The sequence below is a fragment of the candidate division Zixibacteria bacterium HGW-Zixibacteria-1 genome (assembly GCA_002838945.1).
Classification (GTDB): Bacteria; Zixibacteria; MSB-5A5; order GN15; family PGXB01; genus PGXB01.
Genome location: PGXB01000054.1, coordinates 1 through 21077, shown reverse-complemented (window position 1 = coordinate 21077; position 21077 = coordinate 1). Strand labels below are relative to the sequence as shown.

General features: G+C 50.6%; 16 protein-coding genes. 10 read left to right on the top strand and 6 right to left on the bottom strand.

All coding sequences use genetic code 11. The features are described 5' to 3' along the window. Positions 1–123 precede the first annotated feature (123 nt). Positions 124–1443, bottom strand: a complete 1320-nt coding sequence (locus CVT49_15120) for a hypothetical protein (protein PKK82177.1) — start codon at positions 1441–1443, stop codon at positions 124–126. A gap of 229 nt (positions 1444–1672) precedes the next feature. Here CVT49_15120 and CVT49_15115 point away from each other — a divergent pair, with 229 nt between their 5' ends. From CVT49_15115 to CVT49_15075, 9 genes are all read left to right on the top strand, one after another. Then, entirely contained in the window at positions 1673–2827 is a 1155-nt protein-coding gene (locus CVT49_15115; GenBank protein PKK82176.1) for a hypothetical protein, read from the top strand. A gap of 128 nt (positions 2828–2955) precedes the next feature. Continuing rightward, positions 2956–4737, top strand: a complete 1782-nt coding sequence (gene iorA / locus CVT49_15110) for an indolepyruvate ferredoxin oxidoreductase subunit alpha (GenBank protein ID PKK82175.1) — start codon at positions 2956–2958, stop codon at positions 4735–4737. A gap of 7 nt (positions 4738–4744) precedes the next feature. Then, positions 4745–5347 (top strand): indolepyruvate oxidoreductase subunit beta, encoded by a 603-nt coding sequence (locus CVT49_15105; GenBank protein ID PKK82174.1) that lies wholly within the window; start codon positions 4745–4747, stop codon positions 5345–5347. Between the two features lie 23 nt (positions 5348–5370). Continuing rightward, positions 5371–6438, top strand: a complete 1068-nt coding sequence (gene buk / locus CVT49_15100) for a butyrate kinase (GenBank protein PKK82173.1) — start codon at positions 5371–5373, stop codon at positions 6436–6438. 34 nt (positions 6439–6472) lie between these two features. After that, positions 6473–7444 (top strand): phosphate butyryltransferase, encoded by a 972-nt coding sequence (locus CVT49_15095; GenBank protein PKK82172.1) that lies wholly within the window; start codon positions 6473–6475, stop codon positions 7442–7444. Beyond that, positions 7441–8355: a phosphate acetyltransferase gene (locus CVT49_15090; GenBank protein PKK82171.1), complete on the top strand. Its 915-nt coding sequence runs from the start codon at positions 7441–7443 to the stop codon at positions 8353–8355. The genes CVT49_15095 and CVT49_15090 overlap by 4 nt, the downstream gene beginning before the upstream one ends. Positions 8356–8538: 183 nt before the next feature. Then, entirely contained in the window at positions 8539–9303 is a 765-nt protein-coding gene (locus CVT49_15085) for a hypothetical protein (protein PKK82170.1), read from the top strand. Between the two features lie 317 nt (positions 9304–9620). Next, positions 9621–10448 (top strand): hypothetical protein, encoded by an 828-nt coding sequence (locus CVT49_15080; GenBank protein ID PKK82178.1) that lies wholly within the window; start codon positions 9621–9623, stop codon positions 10446–10448. Positions 10449–10680: 232 nt separating this feature from the next. Next, positions 10681–11304, top strand: a complete 624-nt coding sequence (locus CVT49_15075; protein PKK82169.1) for a hypothetical protein — start codon at positions 10681–10683, stop codon at positions 11302–11304. Positions 11305–11466: 162 nt separating this feature from the next. Here the strand turns inward: CVT49_15075 and CVT49_15070 are convergent, their stop codons facing one another. The 5 genes from CVT49_15070 to CVT49_15050 form a co-directional block, all read right to left on the bottom strand. Further along, on the bottom strand, positions 11467–11886 hold the full coding sequence (locus CVT49_15070) for a hypothetical protein (protein ID PKK82168.1): 420 nt from the start codon (positions 11884–11886) through the stop codon (positions 11467–11469). Positions 11887–11992: 106 nt separating this feature from the next. Further along, a complete protein-coding gene (locus CVT49_15065) occupies positions 11993–13993 on the bottom strand; it encodes a hypothetical protein (GenBank protein ID PKK82167.1) in 2001 nt (666 codons plus the stop codon). A gap of 176 nt (positions 13994–14169) precedes the next feature. Next, entirely contained in the window at positions 14170–17136 is a 2967-nt protein-coding gene (locus tag CVT49_15060; protein ID PKK82166.1) for a histidine kinase, read from the bottom strand. Between the two features lie 144 nt (positions 17137–17280). Continuing rightward, positions 17281–18624 carry an NADP-specific glutamate dehydrogenase gene (locus CVT49_15055; protein ID PKK82165.1) on the bottom strand — a complete coding sequence of 448 codons (1344 nt, stop codon included), beginning with the start codon at positions 18622–18624 and terminating at the stop codon, positions 17281–17283. Positions 18625–18688: 64 nt separating this feature from the next. Continuing rightward, a complete protein-coding gene (locus CVT49_15050; protein ID PKK82164.1) occupies positions 18689–18904 on the bottom strand; it encodes a hypothetical protein in 216 nt (71 codons plus the stop codon). 28 nt (positions 18905–18932) lie between these two features. On the opposite strand from CVT49_15050, the gene CVT49_15045 reads away from it, so the two are divergent. Further along, positions 18933–20687, top strand: a complete 1755-nt coding sequence (locus tag CVT49_15045; GenBank protein ID PKK82163.1) for a hypothetical protein — start codon at positions 18933–18935, stop codon at positions 20685–20687. The last annotated feature ends 390 nt before the right edge of the window (positions 20688–21077 follow it).

Here is a 21077-nt window from a genome sequence, read left to right as displayed (position 1 = left end):
TCCTCCTGAAGTAACGTCATTTTGCCCGACCTGACGTTACAACAGGTTACACCACATACACAAAAGCCCCCCGCACAAGCGGGGGGCTTTTGAATTTGAGAGATAATATAAAATCTGAATTTGCTAAGAATTAACTATAGCCAGAATCTCTTTGACCTTGTCATCCAGGATCTCTTTCGAAACCGCCTCCACATTAAGCCTGACCACCGGCTCGGTATTGGAAGAGCGTATATTGAACCAGAAATCACCCATATCGACACTGAGGCCGTCAAGCCGATCCTGTTTTCCGGACGCATATTTTTCCGCAATCATCTCGATTTTTTCCCGGGCAGAGTTAATTTTAAGGCTGATTTCCCCGGAGCGGAAATATCTGTCGAAAGCCTCGATCAGGGTCGCCGGCGACTTTTCACTGTGGCTCATTATTTCCAGACAAATAAGAAGCGTGACCATGGCCGAGTCGGCAAACCAGTTGTCTCGATAATAATAGTAGCCGGATGGTTCTCCGCCGAAAACGGCATTATATTTTTTCATCATCGGCCTTATCAGCGAGGGCCCGACCCTTGTCTGGATAGCGCGTCCGCCTTTACGCTCAATTAATTCCGGCACTGTCCTGGAGCAGATTAAGCTGTACAGGATATTATCATCCGGCTGCTTATTGAGAAAATATTCGGCAATGAGAGCGGTCAGCATATCGCCGTCAATTTTCATCCCATCCGAGCCAAAAAGCATAAACCGACCCGCCGCGGGATCGAAAACCGCTCCGAAAGCAGCTCTTTTTTTGGCTATTTCCTGGCGAAGTTCAGAGCCGGTCTCGGTATTATTTTGGGGCGATTCGGTATTTATGATATCAGCATTTATTTTAACCGGCAGGCGGCTTAAGACGGCCGGGACAATGTCTCCCGCCACCCCGCCATGAGCATCGACAATAATCCTGAGCGGTTTTATTGAATAGGGATCCACAAATGACAGGCAATGCTCGCTAAATTGCGGCAGGAAGTCCTTTCTGGAGGTGTTACCGCGATGAGACGATTTCCTGATGATGTCGTTTTGCAGCGCTTCCCGAACCTGATCCAGATCATGGCGGCCGGAGAGAGGCATGGCATGCTTCCGCGTAAATCGGATTTCTATTTCATCTTTGTGACTGTTGCCGGGGCAGATCATTACGCCGCCGTCCAGGTTATATCTGCCGACGGCAAAATTCAGAACATCCGGGGAAACCTCGCCCAGATCGATCGTATCGGATCCGGCGTCGGTAATACCGCTGATTACAGCCTCGCCCAATTCATAAGCATAGCGGCTCCGGCCGCGACCGACCGCAAGATTGGTCGGTTTTAGAAAAACGGCCAGCGCATTCCCAATTCGATAGGCTATATCATTATTCAATTGGTCGGGGGCAATCCCTCTGATGTCATACGGCTTGAAAATCGAGACATCAAATTCCATTTATGATCCTTTTGATAAATTTGACGGATGGTTAATATACGACAAAATCATCAAGGCGGCCATATTATTTCCGGTCATCTGAAATGGCATCATAATCTCTTATACCGCAATTATCGACATAATTTCAAAATTAGTAAGAATATCATCTATAAACCACTGGCTAAATATTCATTGGGACAGCCAGATTTTCCATGCTAATTGCTGGAATTTTGAGTATCTTGCCACAATCATGGCGCTGGGCATTAAGAAAATATCCATTTTTACCGTTACCTTTTCCGGTGTCTCGGTATGGATCGGGTTCTATGTCTGGCGCATAATGTTCAATAATTTCGCCGTCGAAAGCTTCAATGCCTCGCCGACCGATGTCGGCATCATCCAGGCGGCCCGGGAAATTCCGGGGCTTCTGGCCTTTGTCGCCGGCGCTCTGGCGCTATATTTGACCGAATCAAAGATCGCTTCACTCTCGATTGTTCTGACCGGTCTGGGTCTGCTGTTGTGCGGCTTGTCTCCATCTATGGTCGTTCTGGGTCTGGCCACCGTCGTGGTTTCTTTCGGCTTTCATTACTTCGAGCCGGCCAATACTTCGCAATTGCTGCTTCTGGTGAATAACCACAGCGTCGGTAAGGCGCAGGGGAAACTGTTGTCTTATGAGTCGCTGGCCGGGCTGATCGGAGCCGGGCTGGTTCTTCTGTTGACCCTCTGGCTGGATTACCGTCAGGTGTTTTATGTAATCGGGGCAGTAGTTCTTGTAGTCGGCATTTATTTCACCATCGCGCTTCCGGCCAATCGCGGCAAATCCGAAAAGCGGAAGGTGACCATTAAGAAGAAATACTGGCTCTATTACACCCTTTATTTTCTCAGGGGCTGCCGGCGACATATATTCACGACCTTTGCCATATTCCTGCTGGTAAAAAATCATGAACTGAGTATTTCCATGGTTTCGATGATAATGCTGGCCAATAATCTAATTACCTTTTTCACCAACCGCCTTCTCGGAACGATGAGTGACAGGGTGGGGGAGAGGTTTGTCATGGCCGGTAGTTCCTTTATCTTGATCTTTATTTTTGCCGGATATGCCTTTGTCGATTACCTGCCGCTGCTGATTGTATTTTATTTGATCGACAATATCCTGTTCGGTTCATCCATAGCTCTTAAATCTTATTTAAGCAAGATAGCCTCGAACGAGGACCTGACCAGTTGTCTGTCATTCGGGATGACCGCCAACCACATAACGGCGGTGATTATTCCGGTGGCAGGCGGCGTCATGTGGAGCCTGTTCGGGTATCAGGCGACCTTTATCGGCGGGGCCATCATCGTTCTGATTGACATGATTTTCGCCCTGAGGCTGCCGTCGCGCCAAATATTGGCGTCGGATATCCGTTAGATTGAAAGACGGAAATTCAGGTAGGCCATAACTTTGTGAATTTATTCACAGACAGCGGTTGATATTTTGGCCCATTTTACTTATAATTAGGTAAAGACAAAATTTACGCTTAAGATAGAGATTCGATTATGAAAAAATTATTATCCGGTAATGAGGCGGTCGCCCGGGGAGCCTTCGAGGCCGGCGTTAAGCTGGCCGCGGCTTATCCCGGAACGCCTTCGACAGAGATTCTGGAAACCATTGCCGAAGGGTTTCCCTCGATCTACGCCGAATGGTCCCCCAATGAAAAAGTCGCCTTTGAAGTCGGTATTGGTGCATCGCTGGGCGGCGCCCGGACGCTGGTGACCATGAAGCATGTCGGCGTCAATGTCGCCGCCGATCCCCTGATGACCTTCGCCTACACCGGCGTCGCCGGCGGTTTTATTTTCGTCTCCGCCGATGATCCCGAAATGCACTCCTCGCAGAATGAGCAGGACAACCGGTATTTTGCCAAGTTCGCGCAGATACCATTCCTGGAGCCGGCCGACAGCCAGGAGGCCAAGGATTTCGTCCTTAAGGGGCTGGAAATATCGGAGAAATTCGATACTCCGGTCATGCTTCACATGACAACCCGTATCTCACATTCCAAGGGTATTGTCGAGGAAGCCGAGCCGGTTATTCCTCCCGAGGTCGGCTTCAAGCGCGATATGCAGAAATATGTCATGATTCCGGCCAACGCCCGCAAACGACACGCGATTCTTCGGGAACGGCTGGAAAAACTCCGCGAATTTTCCGAAACGACGGACCTGAACGTTGTCGAAAATAACGGTTCCGAGATAGGCCTCATCACCGGCGGTATTGCTTATCAGTATGCCAAGGACAACCTGCCCGCTGTGGATTATCTCAAAATCGGCTTCGGCTTTCCCCTGCCGCTGGATAAGATCAGGAAATTCGTCGAGTCACATAAGAAGGTTCTAATTGTTGAGGAGTTGGAGCCTTTCTTCGAAGAGGCCATCAGGGCCGCCGGAATGAACATCGACGGCAAAAAGTATTTTTCGCATCTGGGCGAATTGTCTCCCTATAAAGTGGGCCTGGGTTTGAAAGAGGCCGGTTTGCTCGATAAGGTTATCGGCGCTGAAGTAGAGCCGGAAGCTCTATTCCCGCGGCCGCCGGTGCTTTGCCCCGGCTGTCCGCATCGAGGCGCTTTTATGGCTCTCAAGAAGACCGGCGTTGCGGTGACCGGGGATATCGGCTGCTACACGCTGGGTATGCTGCCGCCGCTGAGCTATCTGGATACCTGTATTTGCATGGGGGCCTCGATCGGCAGCGCCATCGGCATGGAGAAAGTCGGCGCTTACGAGAAAGGCGTCGTGGCCGTGATCGGTGATTCGACCTTCCTGCACTCCGGAATCACCGGCCTTCTTGACGCCGTTTACAATAAAAGCAATGTCACCGTCTTGATTCTGGACAATCGCGTGACCGCCATGACCGGCGGACAGCAGCATCCCGCCACCGGATACACTCTGATGGGCCAGGAAACCAAACAGGTCGATTATTTTGAATTGTGCAAGGCTCTGGGGGTGGAGTCGGTTCGAGTGGCCGATGCCTATGATTACAAAGGAACGGTTCAGATCATTAAAGAGGAAGTGGCCCGACCCGGCCCGTCGGTGATCCTCACCAATCGCCCCTGCGTCCTGATGCCCAAGCGGATTATGGAGAAACCATATACGGTGGATATGGATCTCTGCAACGGCTGTTCGGCTTGCTTCCGGATCGGCTGTCCGGCGATCATGCCGTCGAAGGAATTGACCAAGAGAAAACATCCCAAGGCTGTGATAGATCCGGTTCTCTGCACCGGCTGCTCATTATGCGCCCAGGTCTGCCAGCCCGAGGCGATCTTATTGGCTGAAGAACCCGTGAAGGCAAAGTGAGGATGCTATGGATAAAGTAACAAATGTTTTGATAGTCGGTGTCGGCGGGCAGGGCGTTCTTCTGGCTTCCGAGGTTCTCTCCGAGGTCGCCATGCGAAGCGGTCTGGATGTCAAGAAATCGGAGGTTCATGGCATGTCACAGCGCGGCGGCGTGGTCAGCACCCATATCAAATTCGGGCCCAAAGTTCACTCGCCCATTATTCCTTATGGTCAGGCCGATATTCTGATTTCTTTCGAGCAGGCCGAGGCATTGCGGGCCGTCGACTGGGTCAAAAAAAGCGGTCTCGTGGCCACATCGACCACTCGCCTGGTGCCGCCCATAACGGCCGGCGGGAAATTCTTCTACCCTGAAGATGCTGTCGCCGACCTGAGAAAGAAGTTCAAAGATGTGATTTCGCTTGATGCCGATAAAATCGCCCTCGAAATGGGCAACCCGCGACTGGTTAATATTCTGCTTTTGGGCGTCGTTTCATCCCGGCTGGAGTTCGATACATCGGCCTGGGAAGAGGCCATCAAATCGCGGGTAAAAGCCAAATTTGTCGACTTGAACCTGAAAGCTTTCGCGCGCGGAAGGGAATTGGCCGAGGAGGCGTTTCAATCTAAGACATAGAAACAACCGGTGGAGGTCCGCAGATGGAAGGTGTCATTATCGTTATCAATCCCGGATCGACTTCGACCCGGATGGCTTTATTCAGGGGCAAAGAGAGAATCGCCGAAGAGACGGTTCGGCATGACAGCGCCGAGCTGGCACCCTTCGATAATGTGGCCGACCAGTTCGATTTGCGAATGGCCAAAATCGACCAGTGGCTTGCATCAGCCGGGATAGACTCACACAAGGTCGCCGCCCTTGCCGGCCGGGGCGCGCCCTTGCGGCCGCTGCAAGACAGCATTTATGCCATAAATGAAAAAATGCTTGATGACCTCCGGACTGCGCGGTACTCAAACCATGCTTCCAATCTCGGCGCTCTGATCGCCGACCATCTCCGCAAAAGATTCAATGTCCCCGCCGTTATTGTCGAGCCGATCACCACTGATAACTTAACCGATTTTGCCCGGATTTCGGGAATACCGGAGATTGTCAGAAAGTCGCGCTCGCACGCCCTTAATATTAAAGAAGTCTGCCGCCGCGAGGCGGAGAATATAGGAAAAGATTATACCCGGGCCAATTTTGTCGTCGCCCATATGGGGGGCGGTATCTCGGTGGCCGCGGTCAAAGGCGGGTTGATTGTCGATGTCAACGACGGGCTGCTTGGGATGGGGCCGTTCTCGCCGGAACGGGCGGGCGCCCTTCCGATCGGAGGAGTGGTCGAAATGTGCTTTTCGGGCAAATATACCCGCGAAGAAATAATAAATAAATTTTCACGCGAATCCGGTTTTAAAGCTTATCTTGGTACTGCAGACCTGCGCGCTGTCGAAAAAATGATTGACGCCGGCGATGAAAAAGCGGAATTATATTTCGGAGCAATGGTGTACCAGATTGCCAAAGAAATCGGAGCCTGTGCCGCCGTCCTGAAAGGCGGGATCGATGGTATAATATTTACCGGCGGTATGGCTCATTCGGCCAGACTCGTAAAGCAACTCTCCGAGTATGTTTCGACCTTCGGAAAAGTGACAGTGGTCGCCGGAGAGTATGAGATGGAAGCGCTGGCTGCGGGGGCCTTAAGAGTTCTCGAGGGAATAGAGATCCCGAAGGAATACTGATGCCAACCCAAAACACTTTGGGAGAATAGAGACTATGCATACCTTAATCGAAACCGATGCCATAGTATCGTCCGACCAAATAATCAACGCCGCTGGTTTTCAGGCCGAGAGAAACGGCAAGAAAACAGTGGCGGTGGCGGCTGCCAGTGATCCCGATGTCCTGGGCGCTCTGGCTTCGGCTAATGCCGCCGGGATTCTCGATGCCGTTCTCTTTGGCGACCGGGAAAAAATCCTCAAAGCCGCCGATGAAGACCGTGTCGATATCTCCGATTTTGTTATCGAGCATGAAAGTAATGTCGAACGAGCCGCCTATGGCGCCGTAAAAATGGCCGCCGAAGGTAAGGCGGATGTGGTCATGAAGGGATTTATCTCAACTTCGGCGCTTTTGAGAATCGTTTTGCATCGGGATTTTGATCTTAGGACAAAAAATACCATCTCGCATACGGCCCTGCTCGATATTCCCGGATATCACAAATTGATTCAGATAACCGACGGCGGCATGGTTGTCAAGCCTAATCTGGAACAGAAACTCCAAATTATGGAAAATGCCGTCCTGGTGGCGCGGGCGCTGGGGCTGGATCCGGTTAAAGTGGCCGTGTCCGGAGCGGTCGATAAAGTTTATGATAATATTCCCGAAACAACCTCATGCCGGACATTTCTGGCCCATGTGCCGGCGCTGGATCTCGAAAATGTCCTGGTCCAGGGGCCGCTTACGCTTGATGCCGCAACCTCGGAAGAAATCGCCGCTCTCAAAGATATCGACGGGCCGGTGGTCGGTGATGCCGACATATATCTGGTTGACTCGATCGAGGAGTGCAACATTATCTCCAAAGCATTGATTAATTTCGCTGACACCGTTTTCGCCGGCGTGATTGTCGGCGCCCGAGTGCCGGTCAGTTTGGTTTCAAGAACCGATACCGTGAAGAATAAAAAGACCTCGGTGGCGCTGGCCTGTCTGGTTTCGGAATATTACAGGATGATCGGGCTGGCGGGAGGTACCCGATGATTACTTCCTTTGCGGAACTGGCCGAAAAAACCCGCGCCAAAATCGCCGATAAGGGCATTCCTTCCATGGGAGTAATCTTCCCGCGCGGCGGCAAATGTCTCGAGGCGATCGTGCAGGCGGTCGGCGGCGGTTATGTCAAGCCAGTGCTTTTCGGCCCGAAGGCCGAAATAGAGAAAGCTGCCTTGATGCAAAATGTCGATGTCGGCGGCCTCGATATATTCGATACCGCCACCATAAACGGGGCCCTGGTCAAGACCATCGAAGCGGTCTCGGCCGGCGATATACAGTTTATTCTCAAAGGCAGTATCAGTTCCCGGGATTTCGTGGATATGCTGCTTCTTCCTGAAACCGGATTCGTCAAAAAGGGGCAGGTGCTTTCTCATGTCGGCGTGATTCAGGCCCCCAAATACCGCAAGCTGATGTTCGTTACCGACGCGGCCGTCAATTCGGTATCGAACGCCGATATCAAAATTGCCATCACGCGCAATGCCGCAGTTCTGGCCAAAAAACTCGGCATCCAGATGCCCAAAGCGGCGCTGCTGGCCGCGGTCGAGTCGATCTATCCGGCGGTGCCGGTGACTATGGAAGAAGCGGCCATCGCCAAGATGTCCGACCGGGGGCAAATCAGCGATGTTATCATCGACGGCCCTCTCTCATTCGATGTTGCTATCGATGCCGAAGTGGCCAAATCCAAGGGCATCACCAACTCGAGAGTGGCCGGCGATACAGATATCTTTGTCAATCCGAGTCTGGAGACGGCCAACGGGTTGTACAAAGCAATGGTGATGTATGCCAACGGCGAGGCGGCCGGAATTATTATGGGCGGCCCGGTCCCGATTGCGTCAACTTTCACGGTTGACCCGGTCAAGAACATCATCAACTCGATCATCCTCGGCGCATATATTAGTTGAAATGTAGTCCGGCAATTCAAAATTTACCGCGCCGTTACCGTCAATAAATACCTATTGCATCCATGCCCATATGGGATTATATTGTCAGGGTTGAAGTGTGGGGCATTTGCTTCATAAAATTCCATAGAATTAAAATGAGTCAGGTCTATAATATATTTTACTTATCGACAGGAGGCAAAAATCATGAGACAAGTACTATTGGCACTTGCGGGCATAATCATTTTGATCATGCCGGCGATATCATTTGCGGGGGACTGCGGGGATGTCAACAACTCCGGCTCCATCAACATTCTCGATGTAACTTATCTGATCAATTACATCTACAAGGGCGGCCCGGCGCCGGACTGCGGATGCGAGAGTGTTATGGATATAGACGGCAATATGTACAGTACGATTCAAATCGGAAGTCAGTGCTGGATGGCGGAAAATCTGAAAGTAACCCATTATCGTAACGGCGATCCTATTCCCAACGTCATCAGCGATTACATCTGGTTCGAGCTTACCACCGGAGCCTATTGCAATTATAATAACGATGAAGGCAATGTGGATGTTTATGGCCGGTTGTATAACTGGCATGCCGTCGTTGACGGCCGAAACATTGCGCCGGAGGGATGGCATGTGCCCAGTGATGCCGAGTGGCAGGCATTGGTTGATTATCTTGGCGGGGATGCTGTCGCCGGCGGGGAAATGAAAGAAGCCGGGACGACGCATTGGCTCAGTCCCAATACCGGCGCGACTAATGCAAGCGGCTTTACGGGACTTCCGGCCGGGCGTCGCGACCTCGATGGTTACTTCCTTAATCTGGGCGGCATCGGTTATTTCTGGTCCACTACGGAAGCGCCGGCTAACCATGTCTGGTACAGAAACCTGCACTACTTCCTTGCCAGCGTCACCCATGGAGATTACGCCAAGGTGGGCGGGTTTTCCATTCGCTGTGTCAAGGATTAGTTGACAAATTGCCCGGTGAGATTTTGATTGGTCAGGAGCCCGCCCCGGCGGATGCTCCTGACATTTTTTAAGAGAGGTCTTGAAGATGTCAGGAATGCCCTTCTTTCATCGGGGTTAGTGACAAGACTACTAATCAACCTCCATTGCTTCGAAAATCGGAACCATCGTAAAAAAACCACTTGCCTCAAAACCTGATCGGATTATATTACAATAGTCTGCATGTAAGGTTATGGTTTTTATTGAAATTTTCACAATTACCCTGGAGGTACATCATGGGCCGTGCGTCAGTGGTTCTTTTGAGCATTATCATTTTAATCATGCCTTCAGTATCTTTTTCCGGCGACTGCGGAGATGTCAACAACTCCGGTACGATTAACATTCTGGATGCAACCTATCTCATCAGTTATCTATATAAAGGCGGTCCGGAGCCGGATTGCGGAACGACGTTTAGCGGGATCTGCGGTGATGCCAACAACTCCGGCGCCGTCAACATCCTGGATGTAACCTATCTGATCAGTTATCTCTATAAGAGTGGTCCGGCGCCGGACTGTGGAACAGTCACTGACATTGACGGCAACGTATATCAAACGATAAAAATCGGTGATCAAGTGTGGATGGCGGAAAATCTTAAGGTAACCCATTATCGCAATGGCGATTCCATCCCTAATGTGACCAATAATAACACCTGGGCATATCTCAATACTGGGGCTTATTGTGAATATAGTAACAATATAGCCAATGTCGCTGTTTATGGTCGGCTGTACAACTGGTACGCGGTAGCTGACGATCGCAATTTAGCTCCCGCGGACTGGCATGTGGCGAGTAAAGCCGAGTGGCAAACATTGATTGATTATCTTGGCGGCGATGATGTGGCAGGCGGGAAATTGAAAGAAGCAGGAACCACGCATTGGGTCAGCCCCAACACCGGCGCTACAAATGAAAGTGGTTTTACCGCACTTCCGGGCGGTTACCGTAATCCTTTAGGCAGCTTCACCTATTTGGGCAGCCATGCACTTTTTTGGACTTCCTCGCCGTACAATACTACTGCCGCGTTGGGACGAAGTATGAATAACCTAGATTCAGCCATCTACCAAACATACTTCAACAATCCACTTGGCAGATCCGTTCGCTGTATCAAGGATTAATTAAGTTTTGGTAGATAGGGTTTTCGACGAGTCCCAGGCGAATGAGAAACCCGACATCCATTTATCTTTAGAAATCCCCGCCTGCCTGGCCGGAACTGTCAAAAAATGTCAATTATTCCACGTTCGTTCATTATTCCTTGACAGATTAAAAACTTCTGAATATATTTTACGTATCAGAGTATATATATCAGTCTAAGGCTTTTTTCTAAATATTAAATACCGGAGGTAAAGTATGTCCAGGACCATCTTGACCTTTGCCGCCCTGGGGCTTCTGCTGCTGGCCGGATGCAGCGATAACAGCACAACCGGCAGTAATACCGAGCCAACCGCAACCGGCGACATTATGCCGCTGGCCGTCGGTAATATCTGGAGCGGAACTTTGAGTACATATTATACCGGCGGCTCAGCCATCGACACCTTAATGTATTACATCACGAATGATACGGTCGTCAATGGCGAGACTTTTTATCTTATGAATCTTAAGAGATCGGGAAGCCATATTCCATTCGCGTGGCTCACCCTTCGCGATGACGGACTCTATATCGCCGAGTGCAAGAATGCTCCGTCGATGGGCGCCTGTGAATTGTTCTTTAAACATCCCATGACGGTGGGGGATATTTATACCACCGATCTTGGGCATGATGGTGTCGTCGATACGATGTATCTGGCATCGGCCGACGAGAAAATCACCCTTAAAAATAAGGCGCATTATTGCTGTTGTTACTACAGGTCATGCCAGGGTAATCAATACAGCTACTTTATTTCTCCCGGAGTCGGATTTGTCCAGACCGTGGAGTTTACCGGATACACCTACGTTGTGTGGACCCTCGATACGGTTATCCTCGCCAATCAGTAATAATCTTTCAGGCGGGGTCGTCAGTGACCCCGCCTGCATTTTTTCGCAATATCATAAAGCTTTCGATTTTCCCCTTTAAAGCTATTCTAATAAGCAAATTATTATTAGAGAACGACTTAGCCATGTGGATAAGCTGTCGAAAAACGCCAAAACCGGCCTGATCTAATGCCACAGACGCCTGTAATACCGCAAACTGGCCAGAAACAGCCCGAGGCCGATGGCCATATACAGCGGCGCCAGGTAAATTTTGGCAATGGGAAGATGCCGCAACGTGTAGCCCATCAGCATCATAATAATCACGATAAAATATGACCGAGTGTTCTGGAAAGCAAAAACACAGACCTTCGCTTTCCCCGGCGACTGGGCATAGATTCGGGTCAGATTCATCGTAGCCAGTTTCGAGAAGCCGAAATGATATATGGCTGTCCCGGCCAGCACGCCGACGGCCAGGGCCAGCGCAATCCGTCCGCCCGACCCGGTCAGCCAGTAGGTCGCGGCCGTCATCAAGCCCAGACCGACCATCGACCAGACGACCCCGGCCAGCAAAACCAGCACTTCTCTTTTAGCGGCAGGTGTATTCATAATTGCAAGATGATACGAAAAACGTCTCTGTCAAGATGGAATTGTCTGACGCACATAAAAAAGGCGGGCTGTAAACCCGCCTTTATAAATTCAATCGAAGATTTCTCTACTTCATCACGTGCATCATCGTGAAAACGTAGTTGCTGGCCAGGTCATGAATCGTCTGTGACTTGGTCGAGGCCCCGTGACCCGCCTTGGTCTCTTCATAATACCAGACCGGTTTGCCCAGTTTCCCCAGAACATAGGCGAATCGGCGCGGATCCGATGGCGGCACGCGCGGATCATTGTACCCGCCGGTAACCAGCATCGGCTTAGTTACGTTCTCGGCAAAGTACAGCGGCGCCAGACGGCGGTTCAATTCGCCGCCGGCCGGGCCGTACTCTTTTTCCCAGTAGGGCATAAAGGCAGGATGAGAATTTATCATGGTATGATCCGGGTCGGAAACACCGACTTCCGAAACCACGCAGGCAAATTTCTCCGGGCAATGGGTCGCCAGCCAGTTGACCGTGTAGCCGCCGTAAGAAGCGCCCCAGATGGCGATCTTTTCAGGTTTCGACCAGCCCTCGTTGATCAGGTAATCGATGGCCGATTCGTCATCTTTCAGGGCGTTGAAACGCCCTTCCATATTGTCGGCCAGTTCATAAGCCGGGCCGTAGCCGGAGGAACCGCGCACATTCGGACGCATGAAAATAAATCCCTTGCTCAGGGCAAAGGCCATATTGCGCTGAAAATACGGGCGGGTCTGGCTGGCCGGGCCGCCATGATAATCGATGATGGCCGGATTGCTGCCGTCCTTTTTGGCATTCTGCGGAATATAGATGAAGGCTGGAATTTCGGTGCCGTCGGCCGATGATTTATAATGAATCAAATCTACTTTGACTTTGGAGAAATCGAACCCGAATGTCGAGACTTTCCCGATCTGTTTGAGCTTGTTCTCACCCATCTTGAACAGATATGCGGTGGGCGCGACGGTCGGCGATGAAAAGTCAAAGACAACCGCGCCCGAATCATTGGAACTGACCGCGCTGATAATACCGATCTCGGCCTTGGGCATCGGGACGATGGCGCCTTTCATGTCAAAACAGGCCAGTTCCGAGTAGCCGTCGGTGTTCAGCCGGACATAAGCGATGTCTTTTTTCCGGTCAAGGCCGGCGCCGTCGATTTCCTTCTTGGGATCGTACACCACCTGGAATTCGTTTGGTTTGGCCGGATCGACCAGGCAGTATTTCAAAAACTCATCTTCATTGGATTTTATCGAGGTCAGGGTCAGGATTTTACCGTCTTTGGTGAAGGTGGCATCATTGAACATGGCGGTATCGGAGATAATCGTAATTTTGTTAGTGGCGAGATCATAAACGCCCAATTGATGTTCGAATCCGGAATACTGGCGGATAATCGGCATTTTCCCTTTGTAATAATCGGTCGGGAAGAAAATGCCCGGCTCGGTGTAGAGCGTATCCAGAATACCGGTTGACAGCGTGTATTTGGCGATATTGAAGGTCCGCCGGTCATAGGTGACAACATAGAATTGATCCGGGTTGTCTTCATCCCAGGTCGGCCCATAGTAGCTCAGCGTGCGGCTGACCAGAAGCGGCCGGAACTCGCCGTTGCGGCCAAAATACCAGAGGTCGTGCCATTCGTCACCGTACTGATACACATCGACAATAATAAAATCGCCTGACGGATGCACCGAAAAACCGCTGATAGTGTAACCTTCTTCGGACCAGCTGTTGGGTGTTATCTGAATCGGCCAGCCCATCGGCTTGTCCATATAAAACAGCGCGGCATCCTCGCCGGTGAGGCGCATCGTGAAATAAATCCGGCCGGTATTGTCAATCTGTGGACTGGTGATCAGGTCGATACCAAGCAGGAACGACAGGTCGCGCACGGTCGGCTCCCAGTGCTTGGAAGTCTCCAGCATCTGTGTAGTAACGGCATTATTGCTGTCGATAAAGGCCATAATTTTGGCCGTATCGGTCAGCACCCAGGGATCGATACCCTTGAGGATTCCTTCGACCTTGCCCGAATCCTGGGCGCCTGCTGAGAATACAAAGACAAACAGCAGGAGAATAGAAACGATAGATTTTTGTAACATCAGTTCCTCCATGACGGTGATATATAATTATTGGTCGTCTTCAAAATAATAAGACCGGAAAAATTCCGCAAGGTTTCCATGTTAATCAATTTTACGAACGCTTGAGCAGATTTTAATGAAAAATCTTTATCCGTTCAATTAATAATAGTGAAATAGCTATAAGATAGAATGATATTGTGCCCGGTATTTCACTTTTTCGGCTTCAGAATCACCGCCCGGCCGGTGTGACCGTCAATTAAGGCCTTGATCGGGTTTTCCAGACGAATATGCCGAATATGTTCAGTTTTATCTGCAATCGCTTGCGACGTAATCCAGTCCCAATTAATGAAATTCTTCTCATTGGTCCGGTTGACCGTCAAATAACCGATCTGAAAGGCTATCAGGTTCTGGAAAAAGTGGGTCCCAAACGACGGCGTTACCGTGAAATCACCGTAAGCCGCCTCGATAATGATCTGCGCCGACGAAATCTGGTCCCAGGTGGTCGGAATACCCAGCCAGCGGTCGGCGGTTCCCCATCGACCCGGGCCGATCAGCAGGTATGACCGGTTTTCCATTTTGAACTGATCGTTGAAGCGCCCCACTTCGGCCGCCATCTGAGGCATTTTGGACCGGTCAAAATTATCCGGACTGACATAGATAATATCTTTAATACTGTTTATGCGGCCGTTACTCAGGGCCTGGTTGCTCTTGCAGATAATTTTGCCGTTGTCGAATTTATCCAGCGTAACCCCCTCCAGAACCATCTCGGTCGCCATCGGGCGTATCTGCAGAAACCCGAAATCATGCGGTTTGCCCGGTTCGGAACTTAATTCGGCCGCAAACTCGATCTCGACCGGGATATTCATCCCGGATGACCCCAGTTGAAGCAGGAACCTGACGATTTCATCGAGCGGGAAAATTTTGGTTTTAAGAATCGGGGCAAACGTGATCAGCTTGATACCCGGGCGGTTGACCCCTTCATAAATGCGATCATTGTCGGGTGAAAAAGTAGAGCCGACATACTGCAGGCTCCCATCATCCATCGCCTGTTCCTTGCGCAGTTTGATTAAACCGGCTTCCGCGCCGGGCGCCGGGTGAACCAGCGGATCACTCATATCGACCGCAAAAAACTCCTGCTGTGAGTTGTCGAGGAAATCTTTCACCGATGAAAACTGCGGCAGATTTTGAGGGTTACTGGGCGAGAAATATAGGCAGTTACCGCCCTCGACTATGGTCTTTCCCAGACCGAGCGCCGCATAAACAACCCCTTCTTTCGGCTTGATATTGCCGATCGGATAAAAATTGTATGATCTTGCGATTCCGGATATAACGGGGTAGAAGCGGTCGTTTCTTCGGCTGCCGACCACCTTCTGAAGGATGACCGCCATTTTTTCCTCTTCGACCCGATTACCGGTGGCCTCGATGTATTTTTTCGATTTTCGCGCGAAGATTGAAGCATAGATGTACTTAATCGCCTCTTCCAGTCTCTCCATCCGGACTTTTTTGCCGGGGTGGCAGTTGGGCAGCATGTGCGTATCGAAAATACCCGCGAACGGCTGATAGTGCGAATCCTCGAGCAATGATGATGACCTTACGGCCAGCGGATATTTAATTATCTCCATATATGCGCCCAGGTCGGCGCGGATATCTTTTGGAAGCGAGGCCTTTTGAAAAGCGGCCGCGATTTCTTTATCGCTGTGCTCCCCCAGCGCATATTCCAGAAGATTATTGTTCTCCAGAAAGCGATCGAAAACCGATGTCCCCAGAATGGCCGATGGCGGCACATTGATTCTGACACCCTCAAAGCTGTCATATACATTGTACCGGCGCATCAAACGGCTGATAAATGCCAGGCCGCGCCCTTTGCCCCCCAGCGAGCCCTCGCCGATGCGGACAAAGTCGCTCTGGAGATCAAACTGCTTTCGCGAAAAATCAGTAACAATGCCAAGCTGCTTTTCATGCCGGAAACTTTTGAATGTCTCCATCAGGTAGGCTCGCACCGCCGCGGCATTCTTGAACTCCGATACTTTTCTGGAGCGAAGGCGGTTGGCCAGGTCGAATTCGGTTCGGGCCATGAGCCAGTTGGAGAAATGATTACGGCTGGCATGAAAAATAAGTGACTCCTCCGGGACGTCCTTCAAACACTGCTCCATGGAATGAAAATCTTCCGCCCGGGCCACTTCGGAGCCGCCGGGCATTCTGAACACAAAATCACCGAATCCGAAATTCTGCCGGATAAAATGCCGTAATTCCGTCAGAAGCGCCGGGGTTCTTTTATGTAGAAAAGCGACATTCTCCGCCGCGGCTTCCTCGACATAGCGGAGATTTGATGACTGCAGCAATATAGGCAAATCGGGCATCTGTTTCTTGACCTTGCGCGCCAGCTTCAAACCGGCCAGATCATCGGGCTGCCCGCTTTTTGAAAATTTTATATCAGAGATAATCCCCAGGAGATACTGATTATATTTCTGATACAGTTCCCAGCCCTGCTCGTATGAGTCAGCCAGAAGAATTTTGGGGCGGGCCCTCATCCTGAGAAGCTTGTGCGACAGGTTCAAGCCGTCGGCCATCAAGGCCTGTGTCTGCCGCATGATCACGCCGTAGAGAAGCGGCAGATATGATGAGTAAAACCTGATCGAATCTTCGATCAAAATAATCACCCTGACGCCGACCAGCCGCGTATCGTAATCGACATTGATCTTGTCTTCGATATATTTGACGATGGCCAGCAGGATATTGGCCTCACCGCTCCAGAAAAAGGGTTTGTCAACCGCCTTCGAGAAATCGGGATGATAGCTGATATTCAATTCGCGCGGATGAAAAGCCAGGAGGACCACCGGGATGTCGGGGATGATTTCCTTGGCCTTCTGACCAAATGCGACAATATCCATATCGCCCAGTTTGCGGAAGACCATGATCAGGTCAAAATTGCGCTCGGCCAGCAGTTGCAGGGCCTCATCCCCGGAAGAAACTCTTTTGATTTGCGGCGCAAATGAGAGATTCAGCTCGATATACTCATTGAATATCAACTGCGCGATATGCCCGTCTTCCTCAAGTGTAAATGAATCATACATGCTGGAGACCAGCAGGATATCCTTGACCTTGAATTGCATCAGGGAATCAAACCGGGCGAAACCGGATTCGTAATCCTTAAGGTCTATATTGAGCTTGGCCATTTTTCGAAATACCTCTAAATTTCTGTATCTCCAGATATACGCAGCGCCGGTGACGATTCAAAAGGGGGTGCTTCAATTTAAAACGAGACGGCAGGACAGTATCGCATGTCCCGCCATCTCAATATGATAGACGTCAATAATAGCTTAAACAACGCCCTGGTCGAGCATCGAATCGGCCACCTTGACAAAGCCCGCGATATTGGCGCCCATGACATAGTTGCCCGGATCGCCGTATTTCTCGGATGTTTCCTTGCAGGCTGTGTGAATCGAGACCATGATGCCGTGAAGGCGCTTGTCAACTTCCTCACGGGTCCATGACAGACGCATGCTGTTCTGAGACATCTCCAGACCGGAAACCGCCACGCCACCGGCGTTGGCCGCTTTGCCCGGACCATAGAGAATCTTGCTCTGTACGAACAGATCGACCGCGTCCGGCGTACTGGGCATATTGGCGCCCTCGGCCACGCAGATACAGCCGTTCTTCAGAAGTGTCTCGGCGTCTTTGCCGTCCAGCTCGTTCTGGGTCGCGCAGGGAAGAGCCACATCGACGGGAACATTCCAGACACCCAGGCCTTCGTGGTATTTGGCCGACGGGAACTTCTGGGCATATTCTTTAATCCGGCCGCGTCTGACATTCTTCAACTCGAAGACAAATTTGAGTTTTTCCAAATTGATACCGGCCTCATCGACAATAAATCCGCCGGAATCAGACAGTGTTACAACCTTGCCCCCCAGTTCAATAACTTTTTCAGTGGCATACTGAGCAACATTGCCCGATCCGGAAATGGAGACTTTTTTACCCTTGAAGGAATCGCCCTTGGTCTTGAGCGCTTCCTTGGCAAAATAAACCGTGCCGTAACCGGTCGCTTCCGGACGAATCAGACTTCCGCCCCAGTTGATGCCTTTTCCGGTCAGGACGCCTTCAAAAGCATCGCGGATACGCTTGTACTGCCCGAACAGGAAGCCGATCTCGCGGCCGCCGACACCGATATCACCGGCCGGAACATCGGTGTTGGGGCCGATATGGCGATAAAGTTCGGTCATAAAGCTCTGGCAGAAGTGCATCACTTCGTTGTCGGATTTTCCCTTGGGATCAAAATCGGAACCACCCTTGCCGCCTCCCATGGGAAGCGTCGTCAGGGAATTTTTGAAAACCTGTTCGAAACCAAGGAATTTCAGGATTCCCAGGTTGACGCTGGGATGAAAACGAAGACCGCCCTTGTACGGGCCGATGGCACTGTTAAACTCGACTCGAAATCCACGGTTAACCTGGACCTTGCCGGCATCATCAACCCAGGGGACCCGGAACATGATAACACGTTCAGGCTCGACAACCCGTTCCACGATCTTGCTTTCCACATATTCGGGATGCTTTTCGAGAACGGGTCCAAGAGATTCCAAAACCTCATGGACAGCCTGATGGAATTCCGGTTCCGCAGGGTTTTTGGCCTTGACCATGGCCATCACGGACTCAAGATACTGGTTCATTTCAACTCCTTGCTAAAAAATATGAATTCACCAGTTTGTGAAAATATTAACAAACATTGCAAAATTAGCCCAAAATGGCCGTGATGTCAATAGCTTTTGGCCGGAAATCGGCAAAAAAAGCCGGCTTCCGACGTATTTTTTTGCCTCTTCTTTCACATAAATAAAAACGGCGATTTTTATTATTGACTTTTAACGCGGTAACCATATTTTGCCATTTCTCTACATAAATATAAAGAAGGCAGCGATTGATTTTCAAATCAGCAAAGCTCTTTATTTTCAAAAATAGACATCAATACAAGGAGGGAGTCATGTGTAAAAGTCTTTCTATTTTCAATCTTTTGGCCGGTAAGGTTTTGTTGCCGCTGTTTTGTCTTATGATAATTATTCCTGCCGCCGCCCGCGCCTCGGAACCACCTGTTCGCATTGCCGTTCTGGGCGACCGCTACAGCGGTGAAGACAAGGGCGTTTTTGGGAAAATCGTCCGGGAAATTGATTTGCTCCAGCCAGATCTGGTTCTCCATGTCGGGGATATCATCGACAGCTGGGGCGACAGCCTCGAAATTATCGGCCAGTGGAACGGGCTCGACTCGGTGATTGCGCCGCTTGATGTACCGCTCTATGGCCCGCCCGGCAATAATGATATCTGGGATAATATATCGGAAAAAATATATGTCGCGCGCTACGGCAGCGCCTATGGCTCGACTGATTTCGATGGAATTCATATTGTTATGCTCGATAACAGCCGCTGGGAAAATGAAGATTTCCCCGCCGAGCAGCTTGAATGGCTGGAAGCTGATCTCGAAAAAAATCAAAACGCCAGATATACTTTCGTGCTGATGCATAAGCCGTTCTGGTATGCCGCTCTGGGGGAGGGCAAGACAGATCCGTTCCATGATATTTTTGTCAAATATGGTGTCGATGCCGTTTTTAGCGGGCATTATCATGAATACTTCTCCGGCACTTATGACGGTATTAAATATACCGGTGTCGGAAGTTCCGGCGGCGGAGCGGATACTTCGCCCAATGGCCTGAAATATCATTTCCTCTGGGTTACGGTTGATGATAAAGACATCAATATTGCCACGATTAAAAAAGACGCCGTCCTGCCGTGGGATAATATCACCGCCGCCGAGCGCCTTGTTTTCAGGCCACTTCGGCAAACCGGTCTGACTTTTGTCAATCAGGCCATCGTGGCCGAGGATATGACCATCCCCGAAACCAGAATCGGCCTGCAAATAAATAATTCCGTCAATCCGATGGCTATCAATGATACTTTGCGGTGGAATGTTCCCGAAGGGTGGTCGGTCGAACCGGCTGTCATGCCTTTGGTGGTAGCGCCGAAAGCGATTGATATGGTCTATTTCACCATCGCCGGAAGCGGCTCGCTCTTTCCGGTGCCGTCGGTCTCGGCCAAACTGGACTATGCCGCAAACAAAAAGGTGGCCGTCGCAAAAAATCTCGGCACGGCCCGGATAGCGGTCTGCAATCCGGTCGAAAAGAAAGTCAAAATAGATGGTGACCTGAGCGAAAAATGCTGGCAAAACGCCGAGACCAGATTCTTTGCGCCGGATGGCGGCAAACCGGCAGCCGAGCCGGTCGAATTCTATTTCGCCTATGACAAAAACAATCTTTTCCTGGCCGCAAAATGTTCCGAGAGCATGATGGATTCGCTGCGGGCCAAAGCCGCCGAACATGACGGCGCCGTGCACCGTGATGATTGTGTCGGCTATTTTATCGCCCCCGACTATGCGCTCGATACTTTCTACCAGATATATTTCAACCCGGCCGGGATTGCTTACGATGTTAAATACTGGATGAATAATGACGGCTATCTCGACGGCTCCCTCGAGTGGAACGGCCAGTATGAAGTTAAGTCGGCCAAAAACGCCGACTCATGGACGATCGAGATCAAAATGCCTTTGAAGCAGTTTGGGGTGCAACTGGAGCAGGGGAAGAAGATGCATGTTAACTTTCGCCGCAAACAGCTGCGGCTGGGCAACGCCGACTGGATCACCCCGATCGAATACGACCCGAACTACTACGGCCAGTTGATAATGAGGTAGTGGACTGATCCTAATATGACGTCTGAATTCTTGTAGGGCAGGATCCGAAATTCCGTCTTCGGCGGAATGAGCGATCCTGCCTGTTTTATTTCACGCGCGAATAGGCAGGGTTACTTATTTTTGTGCTGTCAGGTGCAGAGACCTGACAGCACATTGGGTGTCTTTCCGGAAAAATAACTTATGCGGTTTACCCATAGTGGTGTCGGGTCTCCGAACCCGACACCGCATAATAATTATGTACACAAATAGGCAGGATCCCTGGCCCCCCGATTTCTATCGGGGGCCTGCGGATCCTGCCCTTGTATCTTATTCTCAAAGGAATTGATATATTAAAGCGGACCGGGATGAAACTGTTCCTTCCCTCAGGTTTTTAAGCCTGTCTAGTAGATT

Excerpts from the sequence above, each read along its gene's own strand:
- CVT49_15120 (PKK82177.1), bottom strand. The coding sequence starts at position 1,443 with ATGGAATTTGATGTCTCGATTTTCAAGCCGTATGACATCAGAGGGATT.
- CVT49_15115 (PKK82176.1), top strand. The coding sequence starts at position 1,673 with ATGGCGCTGGGCATTAAGAAAATATCCATTTTTACCGTTACCTTTTCC.
- iorA (PKK82175.1), top strand. The coding sequence starts at position 2,956 with ATGAAAAAATTATTATCCGGTAATGAGGCGGTCGCCCGGGGAGCCTTC.
- CVT49_15105 (PKK82174.1), top strand. The coding sequence starts at position 4,745 with ATGGATAAAGTAACAAATGTTTTGATAGTCGGTGTCGGCGGGCAGGGC.
- buk (PKK82173.1), top strand. The coding sequence starts at position 5,371 with ATGGAAGGTGTCATTATCGTTATCAATCCCGGATCGACTTCGACCCGG.
- CVT49_15095 (PKK82172.1), top strand. The coding sequence starts at position 6,473 with ATGCATACCTTAATCGAAACCGATGCCATAGTATCGTCCGACCAAATA.
- CVT49_15090 (PKK82171.1), top strand. The coding sequence starts at position 7,441 with ATGATTACTTCCTTTGCGGAACTGGCCGAAAAAACCCGCGCCAAAATC.
- CVT49_15085 (PKK82170.1), top strand. The coding sequence starts at position 8,539 with ATGAGACAAGTACTATTGGCACTTGCGGGCATAATCATTTTGATCATG.
- CVT49_15080 (PKK82178.1), top strand. The coding sequence starts at position 9,621 with ATGCCTTCAGTATCTTTTTCCGGCGACTGCGGAGATGTCAACAACTCC.
- CVT49_15075 (PKK82169.1), top strand. The coding sequence starts at position 10,681 with ATGTCCAGGACCATCTTGACCTTTGCCGCCCTGGGGCTTCTGCTGCTG.
- CVT49_15070 (PKK82168.1), bottom strand. The coding sequence starts at position 11,886 with ATGAATACACCTGCCGCTAAAAGAGAAGTGCTGGTTTTGCTGGCCGGG.
- CVT49_15065 (PKK82167.1), bottom strand. The coding sequence starts at position 13,993 with ATGGAGGAACTGATGTTACAAAAATCTATCGTTTCTATTCTCCTGCTG.
- CVT49_15060 (PKK82166.1), bottom strand. The coding sequence starts at position 17,136 with ATGGCCAAGCTCAATATAGACCTTAAGGATTACGAATCCGGTTTCGCC.
- CVT49_15055 (PKK82165.1), bottom strand. The coding sequence starts at position 18,624 with ATGAACCAGTATCTTGAGTCCGTGATGGCCATGGTCAAGGCCAAAAAC.
- CVT49_15045 (PKK82163.1), top strand. The coding sequence starts at position 18,933 with ATGTGTAAAAGTCTTTCTATTTTCAATCTTTTGGCCGGTAAGGTTTTG.